A 26109-nucleotide genomic window follows, 5' to 3' on the forward strand; every position below is an offset into this window, starting at 1 on the left:
GAGCATCATATGCGGACCGTTTAGGGCGTGTGCCTAACCCATGAACGATTTACGTTACCCTTGTTATGATCGGATAGAGAGATCGATCTTTTTGCATAGAGTGGAGGGTCAGATCCTCATGCAGTACGTCTATGTTCGACACATATTAGTTGATCTGACGAGGGGGTTTGATCAAGAAGAAAACAAAAACCAGCGTAAGCAATGACAGTGCAGATACAGTGATAAAAACAACACGGTCCGATTTATCCATCATCCAACCGAATAATGGGGGTCCGACCGCTACTCCTAAAAATCGCAAGCTATTGTAAAGAGAAGTAATCATGCCGCGTTCACTTTTTTGAACAGCGCCGATGATTATCGTATTCAGACACGGAAGAAGCAGACCAGTGCCGATGCTGCTAATCGTTAACAATCCGATAAATACATAAATATTTTTTAAAAAGAAAATCGTAGAGGCAAGAGAAATGGTCATGGCAATCAAGCCGATATTCATGAGCCATTGAATCAACACACCATTCTTTTTGATCAGACTTCCTGTAGTATAAGATGTGATCACCATACCAAGCAGAGGGATAGCTAATATTAAGGATTTTTTGACTCCGTCGATGTTGTATGGAGCCTCTTCAAGTATATTGGACAAATAAAAAAGCACGCCGAACAATATAAAAAGACCTAATGAACCTGCAAAAAAGGAAGTAATTAGCCAACTGCCTTTTTCCTTAAGTAGCTCGCCGATATTTTGGATATACGCCTTTAATTTTTGCTTTTGGTTATTTTTTGGTTCTTTAATAAAAAAAAGCACAGCTAGCAGCGACAAGACGCAAAAGACTGGAAAAGCGAAAAAAGAGGCGTACCATACGATTAAAGCAAGTAAGGAACCGATGATTGGACTAAGAACTTTACCCGCACCATTAGAAGCCTCGGTCAAACCAAGTGCCTTGCTTTCTGTGCCGCCCTCGTATAAATCACCTACAAGTGCCATGGCAATCGGTGCAGTTCCTGCGGCAGCAAGTCCTTGAATAGCTCTAGCCGTAATAATGATGCCATAGGAGCTCCAGAGAGCGCCAAACCCAGCCAAAATCCCGCCGCCTCCATAAATAATCAATGCGGGGATGATAATGATTTTTCGGCCGAAGCGGTCCGATAAATAACCAATTATCGGGATGAAAACTCCGGCGGCTAAAGAGAAAATCGTAATAATCAAGCTGCTTTGGAATTTACTGATGCCAAGCTCTTTCTGCATGACTGGGAGGATCGGCACCAGCATGGAGTTGCCAAATACGAGCACCATTGGAATGGTGGCTATAGCAATAAACTCCCAAATACGTCCTTTTGAACCGTTATCCTGTTTGGATTTCGTCTTTTTTAATTCATTTGATTCCAATAGGTTAATTTCGCTCTCAAACGTAATGTTTAATTTCCGTGATTTGGTCTTTTCCAAATTAATCGCTCCTGTAACCGGAATGTGCCTTAATGTAAGCCATGTGACTAGAAGCAAATTTTTGTGCAGTATTACGTGATTCACCTCATTATTTTCAAACAAGCGAGATTGTATTCATTTCTTTATCAAGTTTGAAATTGGTTTTGAATGAAAGGGTAAAGATGATTTTGTTATAGTAGAGAGGGGTGTAAAACCTATATCTGAATCCATCAAAAAAACTATCGGTGATCATTCGGTAGTTTCATCATTTATTTCAAGTTTCTTGAGTTGCTTTTATTCCATAGAAGAGGTTGAATGTTTTCTTTTCTGCTGCACGAAATAATGAATCGGAATATATTCGTTGATTCCAATGAATATAATTAATAAATGACTGGCTGGCGCATTAACGGAGTTTGATTAATAATCGAATTAGTATAATCAATTTCATTTAAGTTGCAATTAAGAAGATGAGCTATTCAGCTAGCAAATAATAATTGATTCATTGAACAAATTGAAATGCATGCGAATAGCTTATGCATCTTTCATTTATTGCATTACTTTTTCACAAAACCCGTATTTTGTACATATGTTTCTAAAGCGGCTTTTTTCCATACTGGTATTAGTTTTTTTTCTAATGACACAAACATACCCTTTATTTTTACACTAATTGCTTTCTTTTCAGAGTATTCTATATAGTCGCGGCACTGCTCACAATATACAGTCAATTATATGTCTTAAGGATCTCGGTTCAAGCCCTTTCTGAAACTGAACCCTGAATGTGAAAGGTTTCATACAAAAAAAGGTTTCCGTCTATCGATCTTACCGCTAATTACTTTTATATACTCCGCATCTAGACCCTCGACTGTTGTCAAACATACATTATTGGAACTTCATCTACCGCTTAAGATCGTTTATACTGGATAATTTCACTGTTTTCCTTGAATAATGATACTGGCATTTTCCCACTGTACGGCTTCCAAGTACGACTTAATAAGTCGTAAATTCCGAAAGCGCGTTTAGTATATAATCTCGAATGCATAAGCAAATCAATCCCTCTAACTGTCACAATAAGAATAAAAACAACTAACATATACGGTATAATTCGAAAAGCAGAGCTGGATGCAGCTCTGCTTTTTCATCTTAAGCACGCGGCAGCCAGACCACGAATTGCGTACCTTTGTTCACTTCGCTCTCAATCGATATGGTCCCTCCGATTTCATGAATAATGGACCTAGCGATAGGCAATCCAAGTCCTGCTCCTCCTGTTTTTCGGTGCCGAGATTGATCAATGCGATGGAACCGATCGAACACAAGTTCTCGATGTTCTTCCGGAATGCCGATTCCGAAATCCTGAACGCGGATTTCGATACCTGTATCTAAAAACAACACATGTAGAACGACGTTATCGTCGCTGTACTTAAGCGCGTTATCCAACAAAATTAATAAGACCTGCTTTATTTGATTGGGGCTGGCCACCACCAAACGAGGTTGACCGCTTGTCTTAATGTCGATGCTGCGCGGTTGAAGCTTCTTAGCCAACTTTGCTGCCTGCTTACAGCTTGCCAAGAGGTCGAAAGATTGCAAATCCGTATGATTATGTTGTTGCAAAGAAGCAAGGTCAAGCATCTGCTTCGTCATGATTCGCATCCTTTTAGATTCTTCATAAATCGTAGCAACAGCTTCCCGTTGTACCTTTTCGTCTGTGATCCCCCATCGCATGAGCATTTTCGCATATCCTTCCACGATCGTGAGCGTTGTATTCAGTTCGTGAGAAGCATCCGAGACGAACTGTTCTTGCTTTACATAGTTGTCCTCTAACCTTCTCATCATCCGATTAAACGTCTCAGTCATGTGAAACAATTCATCTTTGGAGCGACTGTTAATCGGAATTTTCTTGATGACCAAGCTTTGCTCAATGTCTTGCATGGTTCGGATGCTGTCTGAAATCGGCTTCATAATTGCTTTAGATAAGAATAGTCCGCATAAGAAACTAAGCAGCACAGCTCCACCCGTCGAAACGAAAAGTATCGCAAAGAGCCTATTCTTACTTACATCCAACGCGTCCATTTTCTCGAATACTTCCAGGGAACCAACAATCTTATTCCCGTTCGTTAGGGGCACTTTAATCGCAATAAGGTTTTGCTCGCCTCCTTCAGTGATTTCAGAACGAGAAAATGCCTGAAATCGTGGGGGAGGCAGCTCAAATGATTCGTTACCATAAATGATGTGCATCACTTTGGAGTTTACATCGAGAATTCGCACAATGACATCTTCAGGAGGCTTTAAGTTGTTCGTCACAGTAGCTAATCCTGGTTGCATAAGAGAATTTGTATCCCATTCTGTCATCCATTGCGAGGCTTTTGTTTGCAGCGCTTCAATTTCGTTCTCGGTCGCTGTCTTAATGAAAAGATAGTAGATGGCAAAATCAGAACAAATCATAATAACGATGAGGCATGTCGATGTCAGCAGTGCGATTTTTGTCCTGATCTTCATTGGAGTTGTCCTTTCAGGCTATACCCGACTCCTCTGATGGTATGGATTAGTTTATGGCTATGGTTGGAATCTATTTTTTTTCGCAGATACCGAATATAAACATCTACGATATTGGTGTCCCCCAAAAAGTCATACCCCCATACGCGATTGATAATTTGTTCTCGCTCCAGCACTGAGTTCCTATTCTCCAACAGGTATAAAAGCAGATTGTATTCTTTGGGAGTGAGTTCAATTCTTTCGCCGCCGCGAGTGATTTCTCTTGTAATCGTATCGATGACCAAGTCCTCGATCTGTACGACTTCCTCTTCTGGCTCCTCATCACGCAGGCGCATGCAAGCTCTAATTCTCGCCATAAGTTCTTCGATTGCGAAAGGTTTCGTGATATAGTCATTGGCCCCTTGGTCGAGCCCGCCAACCTTATCAGGAATGGAATTGCGCGCGGTCAACATAATAACAGGTGTCTGCCTGCTTGTTTTTCTAAATCTTCGCAGCACTTCAATGCCGGACATTTGCGGCAGCATAATGTCCAGAATAATAACATCCCACTCTGATTGAATCGCTTTATCAAGTCCATCCTCACCGTTATCAGCTATTTCGACGAGGTAGCCTTCGTACGTCAATTCTAATTGAAGCAGCCTCGAGATTTTCTGTTCATCCTCAATCACGAGTATCTTTCCTTGCATCTGCTAATACCTCCTTCCTTCATCATCGTATCGGCTGCGTTATATACGTAAGAAAAACCTAAGCTCCTTTGCTTAGGTTTTCTTATACACAATGGCAGTATTCATGTTTTAAGGCGTTTCGGATGCACCAGAATTCGTCGTATTATCATCATTCACTTCTAGATCCGTATCACTCTGCTGCTGATCGTCGTCAATCTCAGTGTCCGAATCGACACTTCCAAATTGTTGATCGTCATTGACTTCTTTGTCCGTATCTACTGCCGTTGAAGGCTGATCATCGTTCGTTTCTTGATCATTGTCATTAACCACTTTGGATGATGTCACGGACGGGTCCGCCTTTGCGGATGGCAGCAATGCTGCACCAGCCAATCCGCCAATGACGAGTGCGGCAGCAAGAGCTGCAACTCCAGTTCTGCGTTTAAATGCCATTTACTTCTCCTCCTCATCTTGGATCCAATTTCGTACAAGTTCAATATATACGACGGACCTGAGAATTCGAGGAGAAATACATTAGAATCAAATGAGAGAACGCTGTAAAAAGTTACTTTTTGTTTGCCTCATTTAAGATGATAAGCGATTCGTCCAATGCCGATTTAGATTTGCTTATATCCGGATTTTTTGAACGGACTGCTGCTAGTACATCGTCGATCGTTCCATCGATTTGAGTCCACGTCTTACGGTCAATTTTCCTGAGCTTAGGCTCTGAAACATCCCAATTATGCTCCAAGTCGTTGGCCTTCGATTTTGCCGTAGCAAAGTCCTTTGCGTTTACAGCGTTCAGCATGTCATTCTCAAGGGTAATAAAATCACCTACCTGACCGGCCAATGTCGTTTGGGAAGAATCGATTTGCGGCACAAGATATTGATTGCACCAAACGTATCCGCCAATGACGAGCAAGAGGAACAAGCTTAAAACCACCGCAGTTTGTACCCCGATGCTTTTCTGCTTCGCATTTATTGGGTTCGGAGTTACTGCTTCGCTTTTAGAAACGATATCGATTTTGGATACGACAAGGAAAACAATAATCGCCAAAATCGCTAAGAGAAAAATGACACTTGTTATGGTTGCTCCTAATTCCAAACCGCCATTTTTCTTGGATTGGGATAAGTAATCGCCTAATGAAGCCCCAAGCGGCCGCGTTAGGATATAGGCGATCCAAAACGCAAGTATCTCATTGAGCTTGTATTTCCAAGCAATGATTATGCAGGCGATGACAATGACGACAGTAATGCCTGTCTTCAAATACCCCAGACCAAGTTGTTCGGAGAATAAATCACCAACGGCCGTTCCAAGTGCAAACGTGAACAGAATTGTAAGCCAGTAGAACACTTCTCTCCTCGCGGTATAAATCGAGTGAATGGAAAGCGTCTTTTCGCTGAGATACCACAATAGAAACGTTATCCCCAGCAGCGCGCTGAACAAAATCGTACTCGTCTCAAGCGGTACCCCGATTCCGTCTGTCAAATTATCTGTGATCAGCGTTCCGAATACACTGATCAGCACCACGGTGAGCCAATATAAACTTGGCACATATTTTGCTGCCTTGAATTGAAGGAACAATACAAGGATGAATGCAATTCCCATAATGACGGTCGTGAACGTTAAACCCAATCCAAGGTTAACATTTAAGAAATCCGAAAATGTTTCCCCCACCGTTGTGCATAGCACCTTAATGATCCAGAAAAAAATCGTAACTTCCGGAACCTTACTAAATAAATTCAGTTTTTTTTCATCTGTTAACATTTCGATTCTCCTTTCATACAGGTATAATTCTCACTTCCACACTTGGCTAATCGGTGCTGCGCTGCGACTCGCGCCCAAACGTGGGAGACCGTACAGATCCTCAATCGTTCGCAGCAGATTATAATGGTTGATCTTCTGCGTATATTTTCCCGGCTTTATCATCGAGCCTGCCATGATAACGGGAATATGATTCTTTTTCGAATTATCGTCTTCATCCCATGTGAGGATCAGCAAGCTGTGATGCGTCTTTGCCCACGCCGCGTATGAATCGATGTTCTTTTTTAACCAATCATCCGCTTCTTTCACCGTCCCGTCATGCATATCGTTTTGATGATTTGGAATGACGAAAGAAACAGTCGGCAGCTTCGTGAAATCCTTTGGGAAGGCCGAGAATGGCTGATTCAGTTTAGCGGGAATGTTCGTAAATTGTACCCATGGATTATGCTTTCGCCCATATCCCCCTGACCAACAACCCGTGAATCCAGCCTTTGGCATATCTTCAGAGTACCCTGTAAAGGTCAAATTCGATTTCAATAATTCAACACCTAAGTTGTCGGTCTTGAACGGCTTGTTACAAGAATCATCCTTCACCCCTTGCATAGATCCGGAAAACAGTGCGAGATAATTCGGCTGACTCGGATGGGTAATCGCATAGGCATTCGTAAACAAGGCCCCTTGGCGAAGTAACGCGTTCATGTATGGCGCATTGGAACTGCCGATGATTTGGTTATACGAATGATTTTCCTCCACGACAATGACAATATGATCCACCGCGATCTCAGGAAACTTTGAGGAAGCCAGCAGCAAATCAGCCGTGGACGACTCCGATGTTTGCGTTATCTCCGGAATTGCCTCCAAGTGCGGCTGTGCTGATAAACCACAGCCTGTTCCGATGGTTATCACAAGCAGAAACAGTAAACCCATCCATTTTGAACGACCCGTTTGTAAGTACATATTGTTCCCTTCAAGTTTATTCATGATCGAATATCCTCACGGGAAATAGTCTGCCGATTCACAACCAGCAGTCTGATCCTGTTTAATATTCGTTGGCCCATTCTGCATCAGCATCTAGTTTTTCGAAACTCGCTGACGTTCCGCCTCGAAAGACCACCAAGATAACGATAAGAATTGTCAATACGAATGTTACCGGTCGACGACTTCCGAGAAGGTCATCGTTCCGCTAGCCGCCGCAGCACCCCCACTCAAGAGGATCACTTCGCTCGAGATGGGAATACAGGCGCTTTCAAGTACCATGCCGACGAATATCCCAGCCAGTCCCAATGCGTCGATCATTTGAACAGCATTGCTTGAAAACCATTCCACGATCTGGTGCAATTTGCAGCCTCCTTTCCTTCTTGAAGCTTCCCCCATTATGCTGTCATCAATAGATAGGCCAAGAATACAGCCGCGAGCACGAATCGGTAATAGGCAAACGGGGCTAACTTCAGTCGTTCCAACAGCTTTAAAAAAGTGATGACAGCCAGCAGAGCTACGACGAAAGAGACGATGAAGCCGGTCGCAAAAAATCCCGCGTCTGAAGCTGTCAACGTATCGTAGCTCTTAAGCAGCTCATAGCCGCTTGCGGCCACCATCATCGGAATCGCAATCAAGAAGGAGAAGTTCGTCGCTGCGCGGTAACTGACTCCTGTCAATAACCCGCCTGCGATCGTAGCTCCGGAGCGAGAAAACCCCGGCCACAGCGCCAGGCATTGAAATAATCCGATCATCAACACTTGTCTATAAGAGAGTTGATCCATGGCTTCGGCCTCAACCTTCACTTGTTTCCTTTGTCCGAATAACATGAAAACGCCGCCCAGTACCAAGCCCACCAACACCGTATAGGGCGAGAACAAATACGACTTGATGAACGAATGCAGAACCAATCCCAGTACCATGGCGGGCAAGCAAGCCAAGATGACATGAATCAGGTTCAGTTTCTGCGCCGGATCGGGGTACCTCCCTTTGGCGTCCGGCTTTAAGGTTGCGAAATCAAGCAGGTTCAATATCCGCCGCCAATAAATGACGGCAACTGCTAAAATGGCACCGAGCTGAATAATGATTTCGAACGTGTCCGCCTTATCGCCGGAGAAACCGAGCAGCTTGCCGCTCAGAATCAGATGGCCCGTCGAGGAGACAGGCAGAAACTCCGTCAAGCCTTCTACAATGCCTTGGATGATGGCGGTGAAGATATCTTGCATGAACGGGTACACACTCCTTTAGCTTTTTTGGACACCAATGAATAGCAATACCTACTGTAAAACGTAATCCTTAACCAGTGGTGAAGCGTTTCTTAACATTTTATTAAATGCCATTAAAGGTTCATTTCTTCGAACAAAAAGAAAAGGCCTGATTCGTAATCAATCAGGCTTTGACTTATCCTTTAAAGCGGTACCCGGTACCCCACACCGTCTCGATATACATCGGATTGGCGGAATCGGCTTCGATTTTTTCACGGATTTTGCGAATATGAACGGTTACTGTTTGCAAATCGCCGAGTGCGTCGATCCCCCATATTTTCTCGAACAAGTGACCCTTGCTGAATACCCGGTCCGGATGTCTGGCAAGAAAATAGAGCAGATCGAACTCTCTCGTTGTCAACAAAGCTTCTCTTTCGTTTACGAACACTTTGCGTGTGTCCGGATCGATGCACAAACCGCGAATGTGAATATCATTTTTCGTCTCCGGTGTTCCTACCAAACGGTCATATCTCGCCAGATGCGCCTTGACCCTGGCGACGAGCTCTGCCGGCTTGAACGGCTTCGTAATGTAATCATCTGCGCCGAGGCCAAGACCTCGAATCATATCGATATCCTCTCGCCTTGAAGTCACCATCAGAATTGGTATATTCTTTTTCTCCCGAATTTTCCTGCATACCTCGAAACCGTTCATCTTCGGCAGCATCAGATCGAGAATAATTAGATCATATAACCCCGCTAAACTCTTTTGCAGACCTGCTTCACCGTCGAAAGCCATATCGACTTTATAACCGTTAATCTCCAAATAATCTCTTTGCAGCTCCGATATTGTTACGTCGTCTTCAATCAAAAGAATGATTTTCACTTGTATCAGTCCTTTATCGAGATGGGAAGTCTAAGCTCGATCGTCGTGCCGATCCCAGGTTCACTGGAAGCTGTAATAATTCCATCATGCCCATCCATAATTTGCTTTGCAATGGCAAGACCCAAGCCGCTGCCGCCCGTATGCGCATTGCGCGATTCGTCCGCTCGATAAAAACGTTCGAAAATATGCGGCAACGCTCCCGAATCGATCCCAATGCCGTTATCCGCGATTTCAATAACCGCCTCTCCACCTTTACGATAAGCGTTCAAATGAATTTCAGGATCGCTTTTATCTATAAACCTAACGCTGTTTTGAACAATATTGCCAAGCACTCGCTTGAAATGATCTCGATCCAACGAAACGATGATCTCCGAGTTTAGTCGAATATCAGCATTGAACATAATCGCCTTCTTCCCGAGCTCGAATTGCAGCTCTTCCGCCCAGTCTTGGAGGAATGAATCTAAATTCACAAGTTCGAACTGAAACGGCTGACGGTCCAAGTCCAGTTTAGAATATAAGAATAGCTCCTCAATCAGGTTATCCATCTCATCCGCTTTGACGGCAATAGTCCGCATGTATTTCGCGCTTTTCTCCGGCGTATCCGCAATCCCGTCCATGATACCGTCAACATAGCCGCGGATGGCCGTCAGCGGCGTTCGGAGATCATGCGAGATATTCGCAATTAGCTCTTTACGATTCTTCTCATACTGCAATTGCACACGAATAGATTGTTGCAACCGTGAGCGCATTTCTTCAAATGCAATGCCTAATTGCCCGATCTCATCCCTCCCAGAGACATGAAGCTTGAAGTCATAGTTGCCTTCCTTAATTTCTCGCGCCGCATTCCGAAGCGCTTGGAGTGGACGTATGATGTTTTTGGACATGAACGTGGTCAAGAAGATATGCGTCAAGACCAGCACGCAAAGCAACGCAAAGAACAGGGTCGGGAAATATTTACGGATGAAATAAATGATGGGATCAATTTGGGAGATTATGAAGACCGTACCTCGCTCACCATTCCGGTAATCGAAGTCGAACTGCAAAATTACGAAATTCTCATTGCCGATCTTTTTAAGCGGTAGTTGGCTGAACGCATCCTTCCCTTTGAACGGTGGTAAGTTAGTCAAATCCAGCGTTTGTTGGATTCCCGGAGAACGATACACGATTGATTCGTTCACACGGACCGCGAAACTTGAATTTTTGCGCTGAAGCTCCATCGTCAAATCGTCAAGATAGACCTGGTCCTTTAACAAGTCAGGCTGACGCTGAACAGACCGTTTGATTTCTTTCGCAATATGCTCGACATCGTTGTGGTCAAACCGGTCTTCAGTGGATTCGTAAATCCCCTTCATATTTTGAAGATCTCCACGGAAGAACATAATCATGAGCAAACTTATAAGTAAAATAGAAACAAGCGGAATGAACAACATCGCTGCATATGAAAGCAGCAATTTCAAACGAATGGACATGTCAGAAATTCTCCTCCGATCTTAAGCTTCTTTGCGATCAAACATAAGATATCCGAGCGAGAAAAACAAGACGAGTCCGGCCAAATGGATCTGCCTCCTTCGTATGAATAACTGCATACCCAGAATAAGCAAAGCTTCTAAACTATTGATAAACTAAGTCTTAAATTTCTCTTAACTTCAATGGAGGCTCGTCCTGCGGGAACGGAACTTCTTTGACCTCCACCTCTCCTCCAAATAATGCTCATACCAACTGATGCTTGCTACCAGCCAAGCTCCACTTATTAAATATCCTCCGATGATGTCACTCGGATAGTGGACGCCGAGATAGATCCGGCTTATACCGATCATAAGGATCATCGTCAACCCGATAATTACGATCGCGATCCGAGTCCAAGCACGACGTGCATGTTTCCAAAGAAAGTATATGGTTAGACTGTATAGAGTGAACGCGGACATTGAATGACCACTTGGAAAGCTGTACCCCGCAGCATTAATGATCCGATGAATGTCCGGCCTTGCTCGATGGAAAATCTGTTTGAGCAAATAATTTAGTAAACTCGAGCAGAGGATGACACCAACGAAAAAAATCATTTCCCTTCGATAACCGATTATGACAAGCGTCAGTACGATGAGTATCGTAATAATCGTCACATAGACCCCGGAGCCCGCGGTCGTGAACCCCTTCATGACAACAGTCACATTAGGGGAGTTAAGACTTCGAATAACATCTACAATTTGGTTATCAAAGAGAGCCACCCGGTGCCGGCTAATCATGACGGCTAATCCTGCAAATAAACACAACATAAGGATCACACTTACAACCGAACGAAACATCACAGTTTTCAAAAATCCCACACGAATTCCTCCCTTTGTCAGTTAGACAGAATTTAAAAAGAGAGTCATCCAAATTAAGGACGACTCCCTCACAGTATTAGTTCGGATAGGCTTTTGCATACCGCATAATTTTCTTAAAAACGTTCGAATCTGGGTGCTTTTTGAAAATGTAGGGATCTGGGCAGGTATTCACTTCGAGTATCCATGGATGCATCGTTTCATCCATCGCTATATCGAGCCCGATCACGCGTACGCCAGGGAACGCATTCTTCATTACTTTTCCTGTCTGAACACCTAGCTTCGATAGCGTATATAGCTTCGATTTCACTTGACCCGTATGGTTTCGTAATAATCGGCTCGCCACAACGATCTTTCCGCCGCTGTGATAGTTGGTAACGATTTTATTTTTAGCGGCTACCCTGCCTATAATTCCGGTCGTTTCCCAGGTTCTGTTTGGCGAATATTGAACCATCACCCGGATATCAAATTTACTTCCTTCAAATTCCAACAGTTGAATTCCCTTTTGAACGAGATACCTTTTCCCATTTGTTTGACTCAGGATGGATCTGTAGAGAGAATCATACGCGTTAAAGGTTCGAATCTTCTGGCCAAGCTGGTATCGGAAGCCGTTCCCCGCTCGATCTACCCGCATAACGCCATTACCAAATGAACCGAACTCCGGTTTGATATACACCATTTTATACCGAGTTAAAAGACGAAGCAAAGTCGATCGTGTCATTCGCAAAGTTTCAGGGACATATTGAGATAAAAATGCATTATTTTGGATAACAGCGGTCTTTCTCCATTTACTCCCTACGTAGCGCACCACTTGTTGTCTCCTTTTCTAGATGCTATCTTTATAGATTCCTATTAATTTCCTTGCAGTCTGACGCCAACTAAATCGATTCAATGCGTCATTCCTAGCTTGCCTTGCTAAGCGGGCATAAAGATGCGAATCTTTTGCTAGTTTGACAATTTGGTGCGCAAACGCCGAAGGTTGCCGGTATTTTTGAACGAGAAGACCATTTCGCCCATGCTGAACGATTTCTGGAATGCCACCATTTTTGGAGGCAATGACTGGTAAACCGCTAGACATCGCTTCTACATTGACCAAGCCAAAAGCTTCATGTTTTTGCGAAGGACACACGAAACAATTGCCCGATCGATAGAACCCCGGCATTTGCTTGCGAGATAAATTACCCTTGAACTGAACAGGTATCTTTAGGTTGCGTGCCGTCTGCTTTAAAAACGCTTTGTAGGCAGGCTTCCCAGTTCCTCCAGCCACTGATAATCGGAGAGAGGGAATGGATTTCCGAGCTAATTGAACAGCTTTTAGTAAAGTAGGAACGCCCTTTCTGGGAATAAGCCGACCTGCGAAAAGAAGGTGGAACGGCTTAGAAGTTGGGTTACCTCGTGGCCTGAATTTGGATGTATCCACACCTAGATGCACAAATTTGATTTTATCTTTGTGTGCGGGAAACCGGTTATTCAACGATAGTTGCAGCGATTTGCTATTTCCAATAATTAAATTGACATGCTTAAAGTCCTCGTTCGCTTTCTTAATTGTTGTCATCGGGCTGGATACGAAAGTCATTGAGTGCATGAAGATGGAGATTGGCGTAGTTGGAAATGCTTTTCGAACTGCCCCGGCAAAACTCGGTCTGTTGTCGATTTGGATGATATCGTAAGACTTACCCTTGGCCGCTCGGATCGCATTTTTTAAATAAAACTGTTTTGACCCTCCGGGAACGCGTAGAATGGTCACATTATTCATGATCGATTTACGGGGAAGATTCTTTCGTAAGAGACTGACAATTGTGATCTGATGTTCGCGCGAAATTTGCTTGGTAATTTGATAGATACAGTTCTCTACAGAACCTCCAATTGGAGGCGGCACAGGAATTTGCTCAGGTGCAATTATAAGAAGTTTCATTCCATTCTCCCTTTCCTATAATGTAAGTTGTAATCCAAACTATTCATCTCTCGATTATTGTTGCTAGGCAACTATAGACAGGAGAAGAATTTAATAACTTGCCCATGGGAAATACCTGAAGCCTCCCCACGCGATGTTACTTTCATTAAGCACAATCGTTGCCGCAGAAACGATATGTTTTGGAACCATCTCCTCGTCCTCCAACCTCTTACAAGAATTTATGGATATCATTTGTTATTCATTCTGTTATCACCTCGCGATTCTTTTCACTCTGATGATAAAGTCTTATCCCAGATAGTTTCCTTTATCTTGTCAATGCTCGGATGACTGTCCACACAAATTGTCCCTAAAGTACTGTGTTTAGAACTCGAAATTACTTCATGAATCACTGTTTCAAATGGTGCGGATAACATTTGCATGAAGCCGATTTATCGATAACTGTAATCTTTTTTGTATATAACGATAGTTTCACGGCCTTTAAAGCAATATTTTCAAAAGCATCTATGTCAACACCGTATCTCCCTACTCGAACTGAACTTTCACTATTAACACTTGCTATACATACAGTCTCACCTTTAAGGGTGATGCAATTAAATCCAGTACGATTTGTAGATTTGCGTATTTCTTCAGTTGATGCTTACATTGAGTCATTAAGATGAAGAATCAAGAAGGTAGAAGAGGAAAACAAGCAGCTTCGAGAACAATTGAAAGTCGCGTACGCAGAGGTTTGTAAAAAAATCTGAGGGAACATCGTTCCCTCCTTTCTTCAATTAAAGGGCCAGATTGTTGATGAAGAATTGCCGATTTTTGCAACAGATTTCAACCCTGAAGATTTTAAATATCCAAAACAAAAATATTGAAATATTACCTCTGAACATTCTGTTATATTTAAAAATGATGGAGAACTAAAGCTTTTTATTCTGTTTTCTAGTAATTTTTCAATATCACTGATAAAAAAATGTATGGAGGTATCTAATTGTGAGAGTAAAGTTACAGGACAATTTTTCAATATCAAAATTAGTTATCGGATGTATGCGAATGAATGAATGGAATTTCAGTATAGAACAAAGTGTAGAATTTGTTGAATGGTGTATTGAGCAAGGGATTACTACATTTGATCATGCTGACATTTATGGTGGCAATCACCATAACGAAGCTCTATTCGGTGAAATTCTTAAAATTAAACCCCAGTTAAGAAATGAAATGGAAATTATCACAAAATGTTCAATATGTGTTCGTAATGATGAAAACCCTAATATAAAAACGAGATACTTCAATACTGATAGGGAGTACATAATAAATCAGGTTAACAAATCAATTGAAAAACTAAACTGTGATTACATTGATTTATTACTCATTCATATGCATGACTTGCTAGTTAATCCGAAAGAATTAAATGATACGCTTAATGAATTAAGAGATAAAGGAAAGGTTAGATACTTTGGGCTATCAAACCATAATCCATTGGAATTCGATACACTACAAAAATATGCGGATGTAAAATTTGTTACACATCAATTTATGTTGCATCCTTTGGGAATTGAAAATTATAAGAATGGGACAATGACCCATTGTTTAAAGGAAGGAATTCATCCGATGTTTTGGTCACCATTAGCAGGGGGGAGAATTTTCAATCCTACTAATGCCTTAGAAGAGAACATGAAGAATGTATTAGAAGGTATTAGGCAAGAACTTCACCTAGAGGAGATTGATGAAGTTATTTATAAGTGGCTTCTTATGCATTCATCAGATCCTATAATAGTATTAGGAACTGGAAATAGAGAGCGTATAAAGCGAGCAATACATTCTCTAGGGGGTATGCAGATGACAAGAGAACAATGGTATAAAATCCTCATAGAAGCAGGCTACAACTTATGGTGAGAGTGTCAAAACCCCTTGCAAACATTATTATGACTCGAATGATTTGAGACACGGCAGTACGACATTTTTTATTGAAGTAATGGATAGCTTATGAGCAATATCTTTTGTTCTATTCAGCTAAAACTATTGCTGGACGATCTTCAATTAAAGGGCGCGATTGTTGAAAAAGAAGTAAAGGAGGGATACATATTAGTCATATTTAATATGTATTCCTCCCACTATAAAGTAATGTTTTCTCCTGTTTTCTCACGTAATCTCAATATTTCAACTTTGACAGCTTCAGCGGTAATAACGGAGAATGTAGCCTATGCAATTGACTGAAGTCAGAGCGCAGGCGGGAACAGAGCATAATGTCGTTCCGGATCGTCGTCTGGCCGCCGCACGCCGACGTCCATCAACCGCAGCTGCTCCGAACGTCATTCCTCCTTCGTTAGTACTTTCATTATCCAGCCAATAACCTGAGCGCTATGATGTTCCTTCATTTCGGCCATGGATATATGCTTTTGTCCAATTCGGGACTTATTTGTTCAATAATAAACGCAACAACAAATGAAAAAACAACTGATATCGCCATTTGTTTAGGTTTTTTGTAAAAGACTACACATTAACCACTGCTCTCCCCTTTCGTTAAAACGGAGCCCCTTGGCCCTTAAAAGCAACACCTATATCATTGCCTGCGTCGTTCCTCATAACGAATCCTGTGACACATTAATATATTTCAGTTGCTTCATACCATATAGAAAATCAGGCTTCCGATTAATCATACACATTCCTAAGTCCAAGAATCGCAGGTACTTCAGCTTCTCTAACTCGAGCGGTAGCTCATGAATCGAGGTGTATTGAATCGTAAGCTGCTCCAGTTGTTCCAGCTCTCCAATCTCCGGTGGGATGCGGTTTAGGCTGATCTCTTCCTGTGGCTTGATCTGATACCCGAGAGTTGGCCGATCCGAGCTCCCACAATAGATGCAAAGCTCTTTCAGGTTCTTCAGTCTGGCGATGGATGCGGGGATACTCTCTAAATCAGCCGTCAGGATTTTCAAGCGTTCAAGCTTGCTTAGCTCGAACAAGCCTTCGGGTAGACGATAAAGATCCTGTTCAAAAATTTCTAGATCACGCAACTCTGTAAGCTCCCGGATTCGCTCAGGCAGCTCTGTCAGCCCATGTCCACTTATATACAGCCAGTCGGTTTTATGCTTAATGGCATCATCTAGTAGACGATCCAGGTCCCGGTGAGCCTTTAATTCCAAAAAAAGCCCTGTAATTTGATCCATCAGTTCGATTGCTTCTTCCTCAGTTACTTCCATACCATACATATGTTCATGCACAACCGAGTAAAGGTAGTCTCCGCCACCTTCTTTCAAGAAACACAAGTCTTCCGGCAGGCTAGGATAAATCTAATCCGACAGGCGGTTAGCCATTTGCTTCAATAGGTTCCCGCTTTCTTCGCAGCATCTATATAAATTGTAGGTTCCCGCGGTATAAAAGGCATGACTGCGATAGGTATTTCTTATTTGTGTAACTTCATCCATATTATCGTCTTGGATTACGATTGTCTTCATCAGATAAGGTTCCAACGCTTCAAATATACTTGTGTAATGGCCCCGTACCACATCAGCCGGAATTTTCTCCCCGAGCACAAAACATTCCGAGTTCCGTATCGCCAAATCTATTACCTGCTTGTAAGCTTCGCCTTTAGGGTCTGTATACATTCTCATCCCATAAGTCTCCATTCCCATTCGAAGTTCATAATATTCCTTTTGGCATGATACCACAATTTGGAGCTATCCTGCCCGTTTTATGTTCAATTCTTCCCTTCTATTCTAAACTACTCCTGAAATGAAATAGCGACGGAAAAAGCAATTTACGGCTTTGCAACGAAACAAATACAGCCGCCTCTCAAGAGGGCAGGCTGTATTTGTTTAAAGTCTTTTAATTGGATGGAATAATTCGAATATCCTTATCTAAATTGGCAAGCATCATGTAATTCCGATTGAAAGTAAAGATGCGTTTTACCTGATAATAGGACATGGTCACAGCAGTGAATGCTTCGCTAAGCGAGAAACGGAGCTCGGGCCTTTCCATAAGCAGTCTGCGAGATTCCCTCTCAAATTCGGGGCCGCTGGAGATGACCTCCAGCTTGCCTTTACTCACTGCCTTATCAATTGCATTCAGAAAATATTCCGCCTGCTGATAGCTGTATTCATTGCGAAGCCATTCGTGAAGATCAAATATAATGGAGTTGGTCGTCACGTAATTACGTTCAAGATCATGCAAATCCAGAAACAGGGAACGGGCTTTCACATAGCGAGGGTCATCAGGGTTCATTAAAGCGGCTAAAGCTGTTTCATCGAGAAAAATTGTATCCTGAATGTTCAAGTGGTTATCCATATGTCAGCACTCCTTAATCCTCTAGTTTGCAAATACCATCCAAATACAGAAGCGGGTTATCTTCCTTTTTATCCACTGAGATGGGGGTTGCTTCGTATGGGCTGCTTGCCAAGTATTGGACAATGATACCATTGACGATCGTTTGCACGGTCGTATGCTGCATATCGGCGATTGCTTTCAACTCAACATAATATTGCGGATTGAGTTCTATAGTGCCTTCATCTTGTTCTTCACTTCTTGAAGAAATGAATTCGGAAGCGGTAGACCTCGCTTTTTCGAATTGATTTTGAATGAAGCGTTTGTAATTATTCACCATCGCGATTCACTCCTTATGTATAACTTTTATAAAGATTCGGCGAATTTTGTCGATTTCAGGGGGTAATGTCGGGTGGAAAGCCAGCTTCTGGCTTCCATCAAACTGATGGACGTCATACGCTATTTTTTTAAACTCTCTAATTTTTTCGCCATCCTTGCACCATCCTTTTAAGTTGGTGCTCTATTTGTATGCGAACAAATATTCTTAATAATGTCTTGACTTTGAAAATAACGACCTTTGTAACGGCCGTAAATCGATGTGAGCCGATATCTTACCGTATGCATTAACGGTGGAAGGAGTCGTCTCGTTGGAATCGTAAAGATGTCTTTACTGCAAGTCGTAGTAGAACATGTTCACGTCTATGGACGCACGCGCTGGGTACATGGCGATTTACGCAGCTCAGACTAATTTATTTCTTACTTTTGTTGAGATACAATAAAATAAAAAGTATAATAAGCGTATTTAGAAGGGAGCAAATCATTATGTCTGATCTTACGACTTCTTCAATCGAAATAGGACTAAGCACATTCCTCGAGGCTGCTCCGAGATCCGGCGGCGTCTCGCACGCCGAACGGCTTCGACAAGCGGTAGAGGAGATTAATCTGGCCGAGCAAGTCGGTCTGGACGTCTATGCGATCGGCGAACATCATCGCGCGGATTACGCGAGCTCGGCGCCAGCCGTTATTCTGGCCGCTGCCGCTTCCACGACCAAACGAATCCGGCTCTCGAGCGCCGTAACCGTGTTGTCGTCGGATGATCCGGTTCGCGTGTACCAAGCCTTCTCCACCTTGGATGGCCTGTCCAACGGACGGGCGGAAATTATGGCGGGCCGTGGCTCGTTTATCGAATCTTTTCCATTGTTTGGATACGACTTGACCGACTACGACAGACTATTCGAGGAAAAGCTGGAGCTTCTGCTCGCGATCCGCGAATCGGAGAAAGTAAGCTGGCGCGGCGGCCATCGCCCTGCCATTGACAACCTGGGCGTCTATCCGCGATCCGTACAGGAGCCGCTGCCCGTATGGATCGGAACCGGCGGCAATCCGGACTCCGCGATTCGTGCCGGCATGCTAGGGTTGCCGGTCGTTTTTGCGATCATTGGCGGCATGCCGGAGAGATTCGCTCCTCTAGTCAACCTCTATAAGGAAGCGGCCGCGAAGGCCGGACACGACGTAAGCAAGCTGCAGATCGCGACGCATTCGCACGGCTTCATATCGGATACGACCGAGAAGGCCGCCAACTTGTTCTACCCATCGACGGCAGCACAGATGAACACCATAGGGCGCGAGCGCGGCTGGCCGCCATACACCCGCGACTCGTTCGACGCCGCCCGCAGCCTTCGCGGAGCGCTCTACGTCGGCGATCCCGAGTATGTCGCGGAGAAGATCGTGCTGCTGCGCAAGAACCTGGGCCTAACGCGCTTCCTCCTGCACGTGGACGTCAGTACGATGCCGCACCACAAATTGCTGCGCACCATCGAGTTACTCGGCACGAAGGTCGCGCCGATCGTCCACAAAGAGCTTGCTCGCGGGGCCGTGCAAGGGTGAGCTTGGCTGTGAATGCCGATTTTATCGGCATTCACGAGGCGTTCGCAGCGCGTGTGAGCCGGTTATGCCGTCCATCACACAACAAAGGGTCCGAACCAAGGTGCAAAACCCTGGCTCGGACCCTTTTTTTACCTCAACCGTCACTTCTTCTTAGTAGTGGAGAACTGTATTGGCGACCCGCAGAACATCGAATGCGGCTAAGTTGTTGTTCTCACTTTGACACGCACCTTGATGTTGCCGAATGCAGCCATAGTGTTGCCCCTCTCGGATTAGGACTTCATTCATTAAAGCTAATTTCTCGATGAATATCATCCTATTCCAAGAGACAAGCTTATCAACGTACACGTATGCTATTTTAGCCCTAGTTTGGAATTATTCGTAACAACTGCAGAAAAGGTGACCGAATAGCACTCCTCCGGATACAGCACTCGAGGCGCCACGAGCCCCCGCAGGCCGCGTGAATGCCGAAAAATTCCGCATTCACGCGTCAAACCTACATATCTAATTTTTATTTTTAGGTGTTTTGACGAAGTTCTTAACTATCTGCCTAGACATATATATTCAGATGGGGGATTTAAGGTTTTCTCCCCTCCTTGCACAACCCCAAATAGACCGCGATCGGGTAGAAGTGCCGTTTCGTGGTCTATTTGGATTTTTGATTAATTAAGGAATTATAGGCAAGAGCCGTGTGCACCTTAAGTGCTTTCCCATAGACTGTTGTTGTAGGTCAAACATCACACTAAGGAGTAATCACTTAGAACAACTCCGTATAAGATTATGAGATCGCTTTTAGGCCATTCTCTGACGGAAGCAATTTGCACCTAGATCAAGGCTATGGCAAGAAGGGTAAACAGAGATAAAGGTATAATTGCGTCTCCAAACCATTGCGATGTATAAGCTTTTCCAGATATTCGGGCTCCGTTCGATGTCCGTAAATAAACATTGTTCCTATCCACGTTAACGATAACGCCCTCGTAGCGTTGTCCACAGCGAGTATGAACGCGAACTCTGCGATTCATATATCTCATGCAAAAATGATACATTTCATCCATTTTAGTTCACCCCCCATCATCATGTTCACAGTGTCCGAGGAAGATTATGATAAATATCACGATTATTAACCCCCAAAAGGCTCAAGGAATGCGCCTTTTGGGGAAGCTTTATTTGAATGAATTTTTTATTGTCCATGCATCGCGTAATGCATGTGGAAACCAGCTGTTTATTCAGTACCCTAAGCCGCAGCCGCAGCCACCTACGTTTTCTTTTTCTTCTTTGATACTTTCAACTCTTCTTTCATTGCGTGGGAAGACGCCGCAACTACAAGCGATAATTACTAATAATATGAAAAGCACCAGAATCGTACCAGTGTTATTGAACATTATTCAATCACCTCCTAAGTATTAAGTACTCTGTAAATTATGCATGGCTGTTGCTTTGTGATTGGATGTTTGTGATGGAGATATTTCATTAATGTCATTAGCCCTCACTCTACCAAGATATACCCGTCCTCGAAATTGAAGCGGCGTCCATCCATGTGGAACAGTTTCGGAAGGAAAAGAAAACTTGTAAATGTAGAATCGTGATTAATGAAACACAAAAAAAAGACCCATAGAACGGGCCTATTGGGAGAGGTATTAGGAGGAATATAAACATTCTGAATACAATTTTATTAATAGCCGAAACGCATACAACTACAAGCTATAATCACCAATAAAATAAAAAGAACCAGAATTGTACCTGTGTTATTGAAGGCACCACCAACATATCCAGACATCTCAATGCACCTCCTTACGTATAGAGTACTCTTTAAGTTATGAATGACTGCTGCTTTATGATTGTGTGTTTGTTACACTCGCCTGTCATACGTTCTGACAGCGGCCCATAGTACGTTCAGTTAATGGCCAGCTCCGTGACTCGAACCTGTGTTTTTCACTTCTGCGTATTGAGCAGGAGCATTATCAGCTTTTAAGCTTTCTATTATATCTTTTGTAACTGCTTGTGCTATTTCTTTGGCTGCATCGTTATCGCTTTTAAAATGAATGCCCATTTGTTCTCTAGAAAGTGCTACCTTATCTGCTATTTCTTCAAGTTGAGCTTTTTCATTCGGGAAGAAATAAGAAAGGATGTAAGCGGATGTCCATGCTGTTGCTGTATGTCCTGAAGGATAAGAAGGGTGCGGAGGCACCATCATTCCCTCTGGCAATTGAATTGATGGGTCCAAATCGGTTGGTCTAGGACGTAAATACTCGTATTTTGCTTGGAAAGTCGCTGTTAGGGAAGTATAAATGGCTCCTGAAACGATAGCATGAACCCGAGCGGATTCCGGACCCATTAACCCGTATTTATGAATCAGTTCTTCTGTCATTTCCAGCCAAAGTGTGTTTGGACTCGCCGTATTTTGCCAATGCTTTATAAATTCCACATCTTCGGCTGTGCGATTTTCAATCAATTTTTTTAAGTCTTCCAATTCTTTTTTAGTCTCATCAGAATCATTTGCAGGTGGCGTATCTACTTTGTATGAGCTGCCATCCTTGAATTCAAGTGCTTTCCAAGTACCAGCTGTTGGTGTAACCGGATGTTCGTGCGTCCAGCCCATACCTCTGTTACTGGATTCAGCTTGTTGCTCTTCCTGTTCAGAATGTACTTCGCCATTTGCTTGTTCCGACGAGTTACATCCTGAGAAAACGATCATAAAGGTAAGGGCTAATAAAGCAGTCATATATAGTTTGTTCTTTTTTTCTTTCATGGTAATCCTCCTAAGACATTTATAATAAATTAAATTTAGTGAAATCGAGTTTAAATAGTCAGTCTTTCATAGCGTTTTAAGAAACTGCTATCGTTTTTTCATAACGGTGGACTTGATCGGTTGAATCGATAATCGTTATGGAAACGTTCCATTCGCCTTTTTCGGTAACAATATTGCCATTTGCTTCATAGGTAAACTTATCGAATCCTTTAAAACCGTAAGGATCTGGTCCGCCAGTCCGATATTCGAATGGGATCGTGAGCGACAATTCACTATTTTTTTTAGCTATCTGTGCGTTTACGTGTTCTGGAGCTCCTACGCCGGTCGTAAGCCAAATGTCTAATCGAAACGACTGTCCTTTCTCTCGTTCGGAATTCATTCGAAAGGACATATGCGATTTATCTCCCATCACATGCCAGTTTATCGCCTCTGACGGTATAACTTTTTCGGGCGGGGCGATGGTTGAGAGCATTCCTGCAAGTATAAAAAGGACAACTGCTAGAAAGACCTCCATACGTACGCCAAGTACGAATTTTTTCAATAAGTTGGAGTCCACATCCTTCATCTCGGTTGCCGATGCGGACATACGAGGAATGAATACGAACCGGTGAAAAAAACCAATGATGATGACAACCCCTAAAACACAAATCTTTGCCAATACTAAACGACCGTATTCGCTTATAAGGAGGGCACTCCAAGTGCTCAACCTCATTAAAGACAGCACTATACCACTTATAGCTACCAACACAATCGCCGGAAGCGCAATTGCTGAAAAACGCCGTATGAGCGCATTTATATGATCAAATTGCGCTGCAAAGCCGTCCCGTGTCCATGCAGATGCTGAAGTCCAAATTCCGAACAACCCGCCCAACCAGATGGCAGCAACAGTCATATGAACAGTGTGAGACAGCACGGCAATCCACACGCCTGATGAAGAACCGTAAGCATGGCCAGTAAGGGGAAACATGAGGATAAGACCTAATCCGGCAACCATTTTTGCAGGGAACGCAACGCGCTCATTCCGGTTCGGGACGAAGGTTAGAGCGTACATCAAACCTACAAAGCCAAGACGCAAACACAAGGATAGTCCGATCAATGTGGAGCCCGCTATAGTAAAGAAAAGCTCCCCAAAAGTATGCGTTCCAATACCGATTAACTGTTGAACCAGCATCCAAATATGCAATGCTCCTGAAGCGACAAAACCGACGAATGCAAAAATATAAAGCAACCGCTCATTTCGCACCGAGAACAACATCAGTTGGTCATGGCGGGAATCCCATAAGATGGCATATCGATAAAATAGAAATCCAGTGATGCTTGTGACGACCAGCACGTCAAATATGCGCAGAAAATGTTGGACGACTGCAATCCAATCAATGGAATGATGACGAGTATGCGCTTCGGACCCATGGTGATTGTGATGGAGAGAATGCTCGTTGGAATTGGAAATAGACCTATCCTCAATTTGTTTTTTCGAGGCTTCAACTCCCTCTTGTTGCTCAGATGGTGTCACCTGATTCGTTTGCCGTGACCCGCCTTCTTCCATTACAGGAACCAGCTCATTATCCTCTTTTGTTGGCTCCACTTTTGGCGCTGTCTCAGGATTGGACACGATTGCCGAACTATCCTTCTCTTCCTTGGTATCACTTGGAGAAGACATTGCAGCTTGCAGTTTCGAATCAGCAGATGCTCGAAGACCGGAAGAAGAAGGTGCCTCCGCTACGGGTTTTGTCTGCGGGTTCTGTTGGACGGGTTCCGACACCGGTTTCGAATCTGACGTTGTCCCGGGTTTTAGATTAGAATTACCCGAACCTTCGGGAGCAGGAGCTACTCCATCTAGCGATATCGTTTCATTAGGCTTTTCTTTTTCAAGCGGCTTCTTCACGGAGAAGCGGTACGATCCTTCTGTTACGTGTGTATCAATTGAAAGAACCTGCCATTTTACTTTATAGATACCCTCATTCAATTTAGGAATGGTATAGATCAACCAACGAGGATCAGCGGCACTTCGCTTGCCGCTTATGAGGTTTCCTTGGTCATCTTCAAGGGTGATCTGGCTCAGTTTCGTGTCAAACTCTTCCGTGAATTGAATTCGGATTTCTTCCGGCGTATCTTCAAGCGCCGCATCTTGTAAGGGTGCCGAGCGTTCCAAATTGGCATGAGCATTTGTGATTGCAGGCAGACTAAAAAGAAAGAACACCATGAGAAGCCACTGTCTCCAGCATCGTAACGTCATTCGTCTCATTTCCTTTCCAACAAAGAGAGCCGCTGATACACTGCGGCTTCTGTTAGCACTCTATTAAGCTCTTGTATAAATTAAGACAGCTGATCGTGTACCACCGACTGCAGACAAGAACTCAATATTCGCTCCAAGCTTTTCTGAGACGGCGCGCAGCTGTACGGAAACTTCGCCGGTGTAAGAGGCGTCCAAATATTGCTTAACAAATGAAGCGTTCACATACGTCGAACCATTCTTTATTGCAGCGCTCGGCGCATCAACCAACTTACCGTTCACATAAACATAAGGAACCGGATTGACTTTGGAGGATGGCAGTTTCACTGCACCGTTTTGAACCATGAAGGTCATCGTCGCTTCGTAGTTCGTTACGCTGTATTCTCCATCTTTCTTTTCGTCCGTGCTCGGTTTTGCGCGAAGCAGGTAATAATCGGCCGGACCGGTTGTGAAGGCAGCCTCACCTTCTGAATTGGTCGTTAACGTCTGAGCTTCCGAATTGCTCCGACGAATCAGTGAAACCTCAGTATTTGCAAGAGGCTTCCCTTTTAGCAACAGTCGGACATTCAATTGCTCACCCGGGGTAACGGCTGACGGATTAAAATCCGGCACCAGTTCCGCGCGGTCCATGTTTACGGCTTTCGAAAAACCTTTTAACGTCTTGACCCGATCGAGTATCGGGATATCACTGACGGCGACGAATGATTTGGCTCTTCGAAGCGTTCGACTGGCTGTTTCCCCGTGCTTAAAAATGCTGTCGCCTTCCACAGAAATTATGTATGCGCCTGGTGAGGAAGAGGAGAACGAAGCGATAAATCCGTTATTGATTGCAGGTTCGGTTGCCGTTGCGGCTTCGCCGGTATAGAATCTTGTGGCCGTGATATCCACTTTTTTGTCTGCGGGAGTTGTTACGAATACCTTCGATGTATCAGTGCTCCACTGGCCGGCGATGCGGTAGCTTTTGTGTCCGTTAGAGTGGTTTCCCAACAATAAATCCACATAGGAGACTTCCCCTTGTCCAATAATCGGCGCGTTGGTCTGTGACCATCCGTCATGTGCCAATGCGGTTGTTGTCATACAGACTGTAAGTACAGCCGCGAGCACGGTTGCTGCGAGTTTCTTTTTTAACATACATCTTTCACCCTCCATTATTTTGATTGGAACATGAAAAATTATATAAGGCATCTCAATAAAATAAAATGACTAGAAAGGGCTATTCCAGAGACTAACATGTGAAGTTTTCATGTCAATTCTTTGTTCTAGAAATATTGCCATCAAATGTGACCGGAGTTCATCCGGAAAGTCAAAAAAACCACCGTCGCCGATTCGCGCAAGTGGCAATACGTACAGAATATGTCCGTG

The 26109-nt window shown here is 43.6% G+C and carries 26 protein-coding genes and 1 pseudogene; 4 read left to right on the forward strand and 23 right to left on the reverse strand.

Annotated elements, in window-relative coordinates:
- Positions 1–145: 145 nt before the first annotated feature.
- The 14 genes from ACO9K6_RS00280 to ACO9K6_RS00345 form a co-directional block, all read right to left on the reverse strand.
- Positions 146–1441 carry an MFS transporter gene (locus ACO9K6_RS00280; protein WP_424765530.1) on the reverse strand — a complete coding sequence of 432 codons (1296 nt, stop codon included), beginning with the start codon at positions 1439–1441 and terminating at the stop codon, positions 146–148.
- Positions 1442–2560: 1119 nt separating this feature from the next.
- On the reverse strand, positions 2561–3913 hold the full coding sequence (locus ACO9K6_RS00285; RefSeq protein WP_424765531.1) for a sensor histidine kinase: 1353 nt from the start codon (positions 3911–3913) through the stop codon (positions 2561–2563).
- Positions 3910–4596 (reverse strand): response regulator, encoded by a 687-nt coding sequence (locus tag ACO9K6_RS00290; protein ID WP_424765532.1) that lies wholly within the window; start codon positions 4594–4596, stop codon positions 3910–3912. The genes ACO9K6_RS00285 and ACO9K6_RS00290 overlap by 4 nt, the downstream gene beginning before the upstream one ends.
- A 108-nt stretch (positions 4597–4704) precedes the next feature.
- Positions 4705–5025 (reverse strand): hypothetical protein, encoded by a 321-nt coding sequence (locus ACO9K6_RS00295; protein WP_424765533.1) that lies wholly within the window; start codon positions 5023–5025, stop codon positions 4705–4707.
- A 112-nt stretch (positions 5026–5137) separates the two neighbouring features.
- Positions 5138–6340 (reverse strand): COG4705 family protein, encoded by a 1203-nt coding sequence (locus tag ACO9K6_RS00300; RefSeq protein ID WP_424765534.1) that lies wholly within the window; start codon positions 6338–6340, stop codon positions 5138–5140.
- Positions 6341–6370: 30 nt separating this feature from the next.
- Entirely contained in the window at positions 6371–7318 is a 948-nt protein-coding gene (locus ACO9K6_RS00305; protein WP_424765535.1) for an alkaline phosphatase family protein, read from the reverse strand.
- A 165-nt stretch (positions 7319–7483) separates the two neighbouring features.
- Positions 7484–7675, reverse strand: a complete 192-nt coding sequence (locus ACO9K6_RS00310) for a hypothetical protein (protein ID WP_424765536.1) — start codon at positions 7673–7675, stop codon at positions 7484–7486.
- A 35-nt stretch (positions 7676–7710) separates the two neighbouring features.
- Positions 7711–8538: an undecaprenyl-diphosphate phosphatase gene (gene bacA, locus ACO9K6_RS00315; RefSeq protein WP_424765537.1), complete on the reverse strand. Its 828-nt coding sequence runs from the start codon at positions 8536–8538 to the stop codon at positions 7711–7713.
- Between the two features lie 175 nt (positions 8539–8713).
- Positions 8714–9400 (reverse strand): response regulator transcription factor, encoded by a 687-nt coding sequence (locus ACO9K6_RS00320; protein ID WP_424765538.1) that lies wholly within the window; start codon positions 9398–9400, stop codon positions 8714–8716.
- A 5-nt stretch (positions 9401–9405) separates the two neighbouring features.
- Positions 9406–10869: a sensor histidine kinase gene (locus ACO9K6_RS00325; RefSeq protein ID WP_424765539.1), complete on the reverse strand. Its 1464-nt coding sequence runs from the start codon at positions 10867–10869 to the stop codon at positions 9406–9408.
- Between the two features lie 177 nt (positions 10870–11046).
- The gene (locus tag ACO9K6_RS00330; RefSeq protein WP_424765540.1) at positions 11047–11724 is read right to left on the reverse strand and encodes a phosphatase PAP2 family protein; all 678 of its coding nucleotides are present in this window, start codon (positions 11722–11724) and stop codon (positions 11047–11049) included.
- A 76-nt stretch (positions 11725–11800) separates the two neighbouring features.
- Entirely contained in the window at positions 11801–12529 is a 729-nt protein-coding gene (locus ACO9K6_RS00335; RefSeq protein ID WP_424765541.1) for a YheC/YheD family protein, read from the reverse strand.
- 18 nt (positions 12530–12547) lie between these two features.
- Positions 12548–13636, reverse strand: coding sequence for a glycosyltransferase family 4 protein (locus tag ACO9K6_RS00340; protein WP_424765542.1), 1089 nt, complete (start codon positions 13634–13636; stop codon positions 12548–12550).
- A 385-nt stretch (positions 13637–14021) separates the two neighbouring features.
- On the reverse strand, positions 14022–14258 hold the full coding sequence (locus ACO9K6_RS00345) for a nucleoside-triphosphatase (RefSeq protein ID WP_424765939.1): 237 nt from the start codon (positions 14256–14258) through the stop codon (positions 14022–14024).
- A gap of 10 nt (positions 14259–14268) precedes the next feature.
- Between ACO9K6_RS00345 and ACO9K6_RS00350 the strand changes: the two are divergent.
- The 3 genes and pseudogenes from ACO9K6_RS00350 to ACO9K6_RS00360 form a co-directional block, all read left to right on the forward strand.
- Positions 14269–14379, forward strand: a pseudogene (locus tag ACO9K6_RS00350) (DUF6262 family protein); the annotation flags it as partial.
- Between the two features lie 235 nt (positions 14380–14614).
- Positions 14615–15517, forward strand: coding sequence for an aldo/keto reductase (locus ACO9K6_RS00355; protein ID WP_424765543.1), 903 nt, complete (start codon positions 14615–14617; stop codon positions 15515–15517).
- Between the two features lie 307 nt (positions 15518–15824).
- On the forward strand, positions 15825–15974 hold the full coding sequence (locus ACO9K6_RS00360; RefSeq protein WP_424765544.1) for a hypothetical protein: 150 nt from the start codon (positions 15825–15827) through the stop codon (positions 15972–15974).
- A 229-nt stretch (positions 15975–16203) separates the two neighbouring features.
- Here ACO9K6_RS00360 and ACO9K6_RS00365 read toward each other — a convergent pair whose 3' ends face one another.
- From ACO9K6_RS00365 to ACO9K6_RS00380, 4 genes are all read right to left on the reverse strand, one after another.
- On the reverse strand, positions 16204–16878 hold the full coding sequence (locus ACO9K6_RS00365; RefSeq protein WP_424765545.1) for a leucine-rich repeat domain-containing protein: 675 nt from the start codon (positions 16876–16878) through the stop codon (positions 16204–16206).
- Between the two features lie 33 nt (positions 16879–16911).
- On the reverse strand, positions 16912–17232 hold the full coding sequence (locus tag ACO9K6_RS00370) for a hypothetical protein (protein WP_424765546.1): 321 nt from the start codon (positions 17230–17232) through the stop codon (positions 16912–16914).
- A 214-nt stretch (positions 17233–17446) separates the two neighbouring features.
- Entirely contained in the window at positions 17447–17905 is a 459-nt protein-coding gene (locus ACO9K6_RS00375; RefSeq protein ID WP_424765547.1) for a type II toxin-antitoxin system VapC family toxin, read from the reverse strand.
- Positions 17906–17918: 13 nt separating this feature from the next.
- Positions 17919–18221 (reverse strand): hypothetical protein, encoded by a 303-nt coding sequence (locus ACO9K6_RS00380; RefSeq protein WP_424765548.1) that lies wholly within the window; start codon positions 18219–18221, stop codon positions 17919–17921.
- A gap of 482 nt (positions 18222–18703) precedes the next feature.
- Here ACO9K6_RS00380 and ACO9K6_RS00385 point away from each other — a divergent pair, with 482 nt between their 5' ends.
- A complete protein-coding gene (locus tag ACO9K6_RS00385) occupies positions 18704–19768 on the forward strand; it encodes an LLM class flavin-dependent oxidoreductase (protein WP_424765940.1) in 1065 nt (354 codons plus the stop codon).
- 1223 nt (positions 19769–20991) lie between these two features.
- Here the strand turns inward: ACO9K6_RS00385 and ACO9K6_RS00390 are convergent.
- The 5 genes from ACO9K6_RS00390 to ACO9K6_RS00410 form a co-directional block, all read right to left on the reverse strand.
- Complete coding sequence (locus ACO9K6_RS00390) at positions 20992–21147, reverse strand: hypothetical protein (protein ID WP_424765549.1); 156 nt, start codon at positions 21145–21147, stop codon at positions 20992–20994.
- A gap of 290 nt (positions 21148–21437) precedes the next feature.
- Positions 21438–21542 carry a YjcZ family sporulation protein gene (locus ACO9K6_RS00395; RefSeq protein ID WP_424765550.1) on the reverse strand — a complete coding sequence of 35 codons (105 nt, stop codon included), beginning with the start codon at positions 21540–21542 and terminating at the stop codon, positions 21438–21440.
- A gap of 120 nt (positions 21543–21662) precedes the next feature.
- Positions 21663–22514 (reverse strand): phosphatase PAP2 family protein, encoded by an 852-nt coding sequence (locus ACO9K6_RS00400; RefSeq protein WP_424765551.1) that lies wholly within the window; start codon positions 22512–22514, stop codon positions 21663–21665.
- 76 nt (positions 22515–22590) lie between these two features.
- Positions 22591–24717 (reverse strand): copper resistance CopC/CopD family protein, encoded by a 2127-nt coding sequence (locus ACO9K6_RS00405; RefSeq protein WP_424765552.1) that lies wholly within the window; start codon positions 24715–24717, stop codon positions 22591–22593.
- 96 nt (positions 24718–24813) lie between these two features.
- On the reverse strand, positions 24814–25878 hold the full coding sequence (locus tag ACO9K6_RS00410) for a DUF4198 domain-containing protein (protein WP_424765553.1): 1065 nt from the start codon (positions 25876–25878) through the stop codon (positions 24814–24816).
- Positions 25879–26109: the final 231 nt, after the last annotated feature.

This window comes from Paenibacillus praedii, from assembly GCF_049725345.1.
Classification (GTDB): domain Bacteria; phylum Bacillota; class Bacilli; order Paenibacillales; family Paenibacillaceae; genus Pristimantibacillus.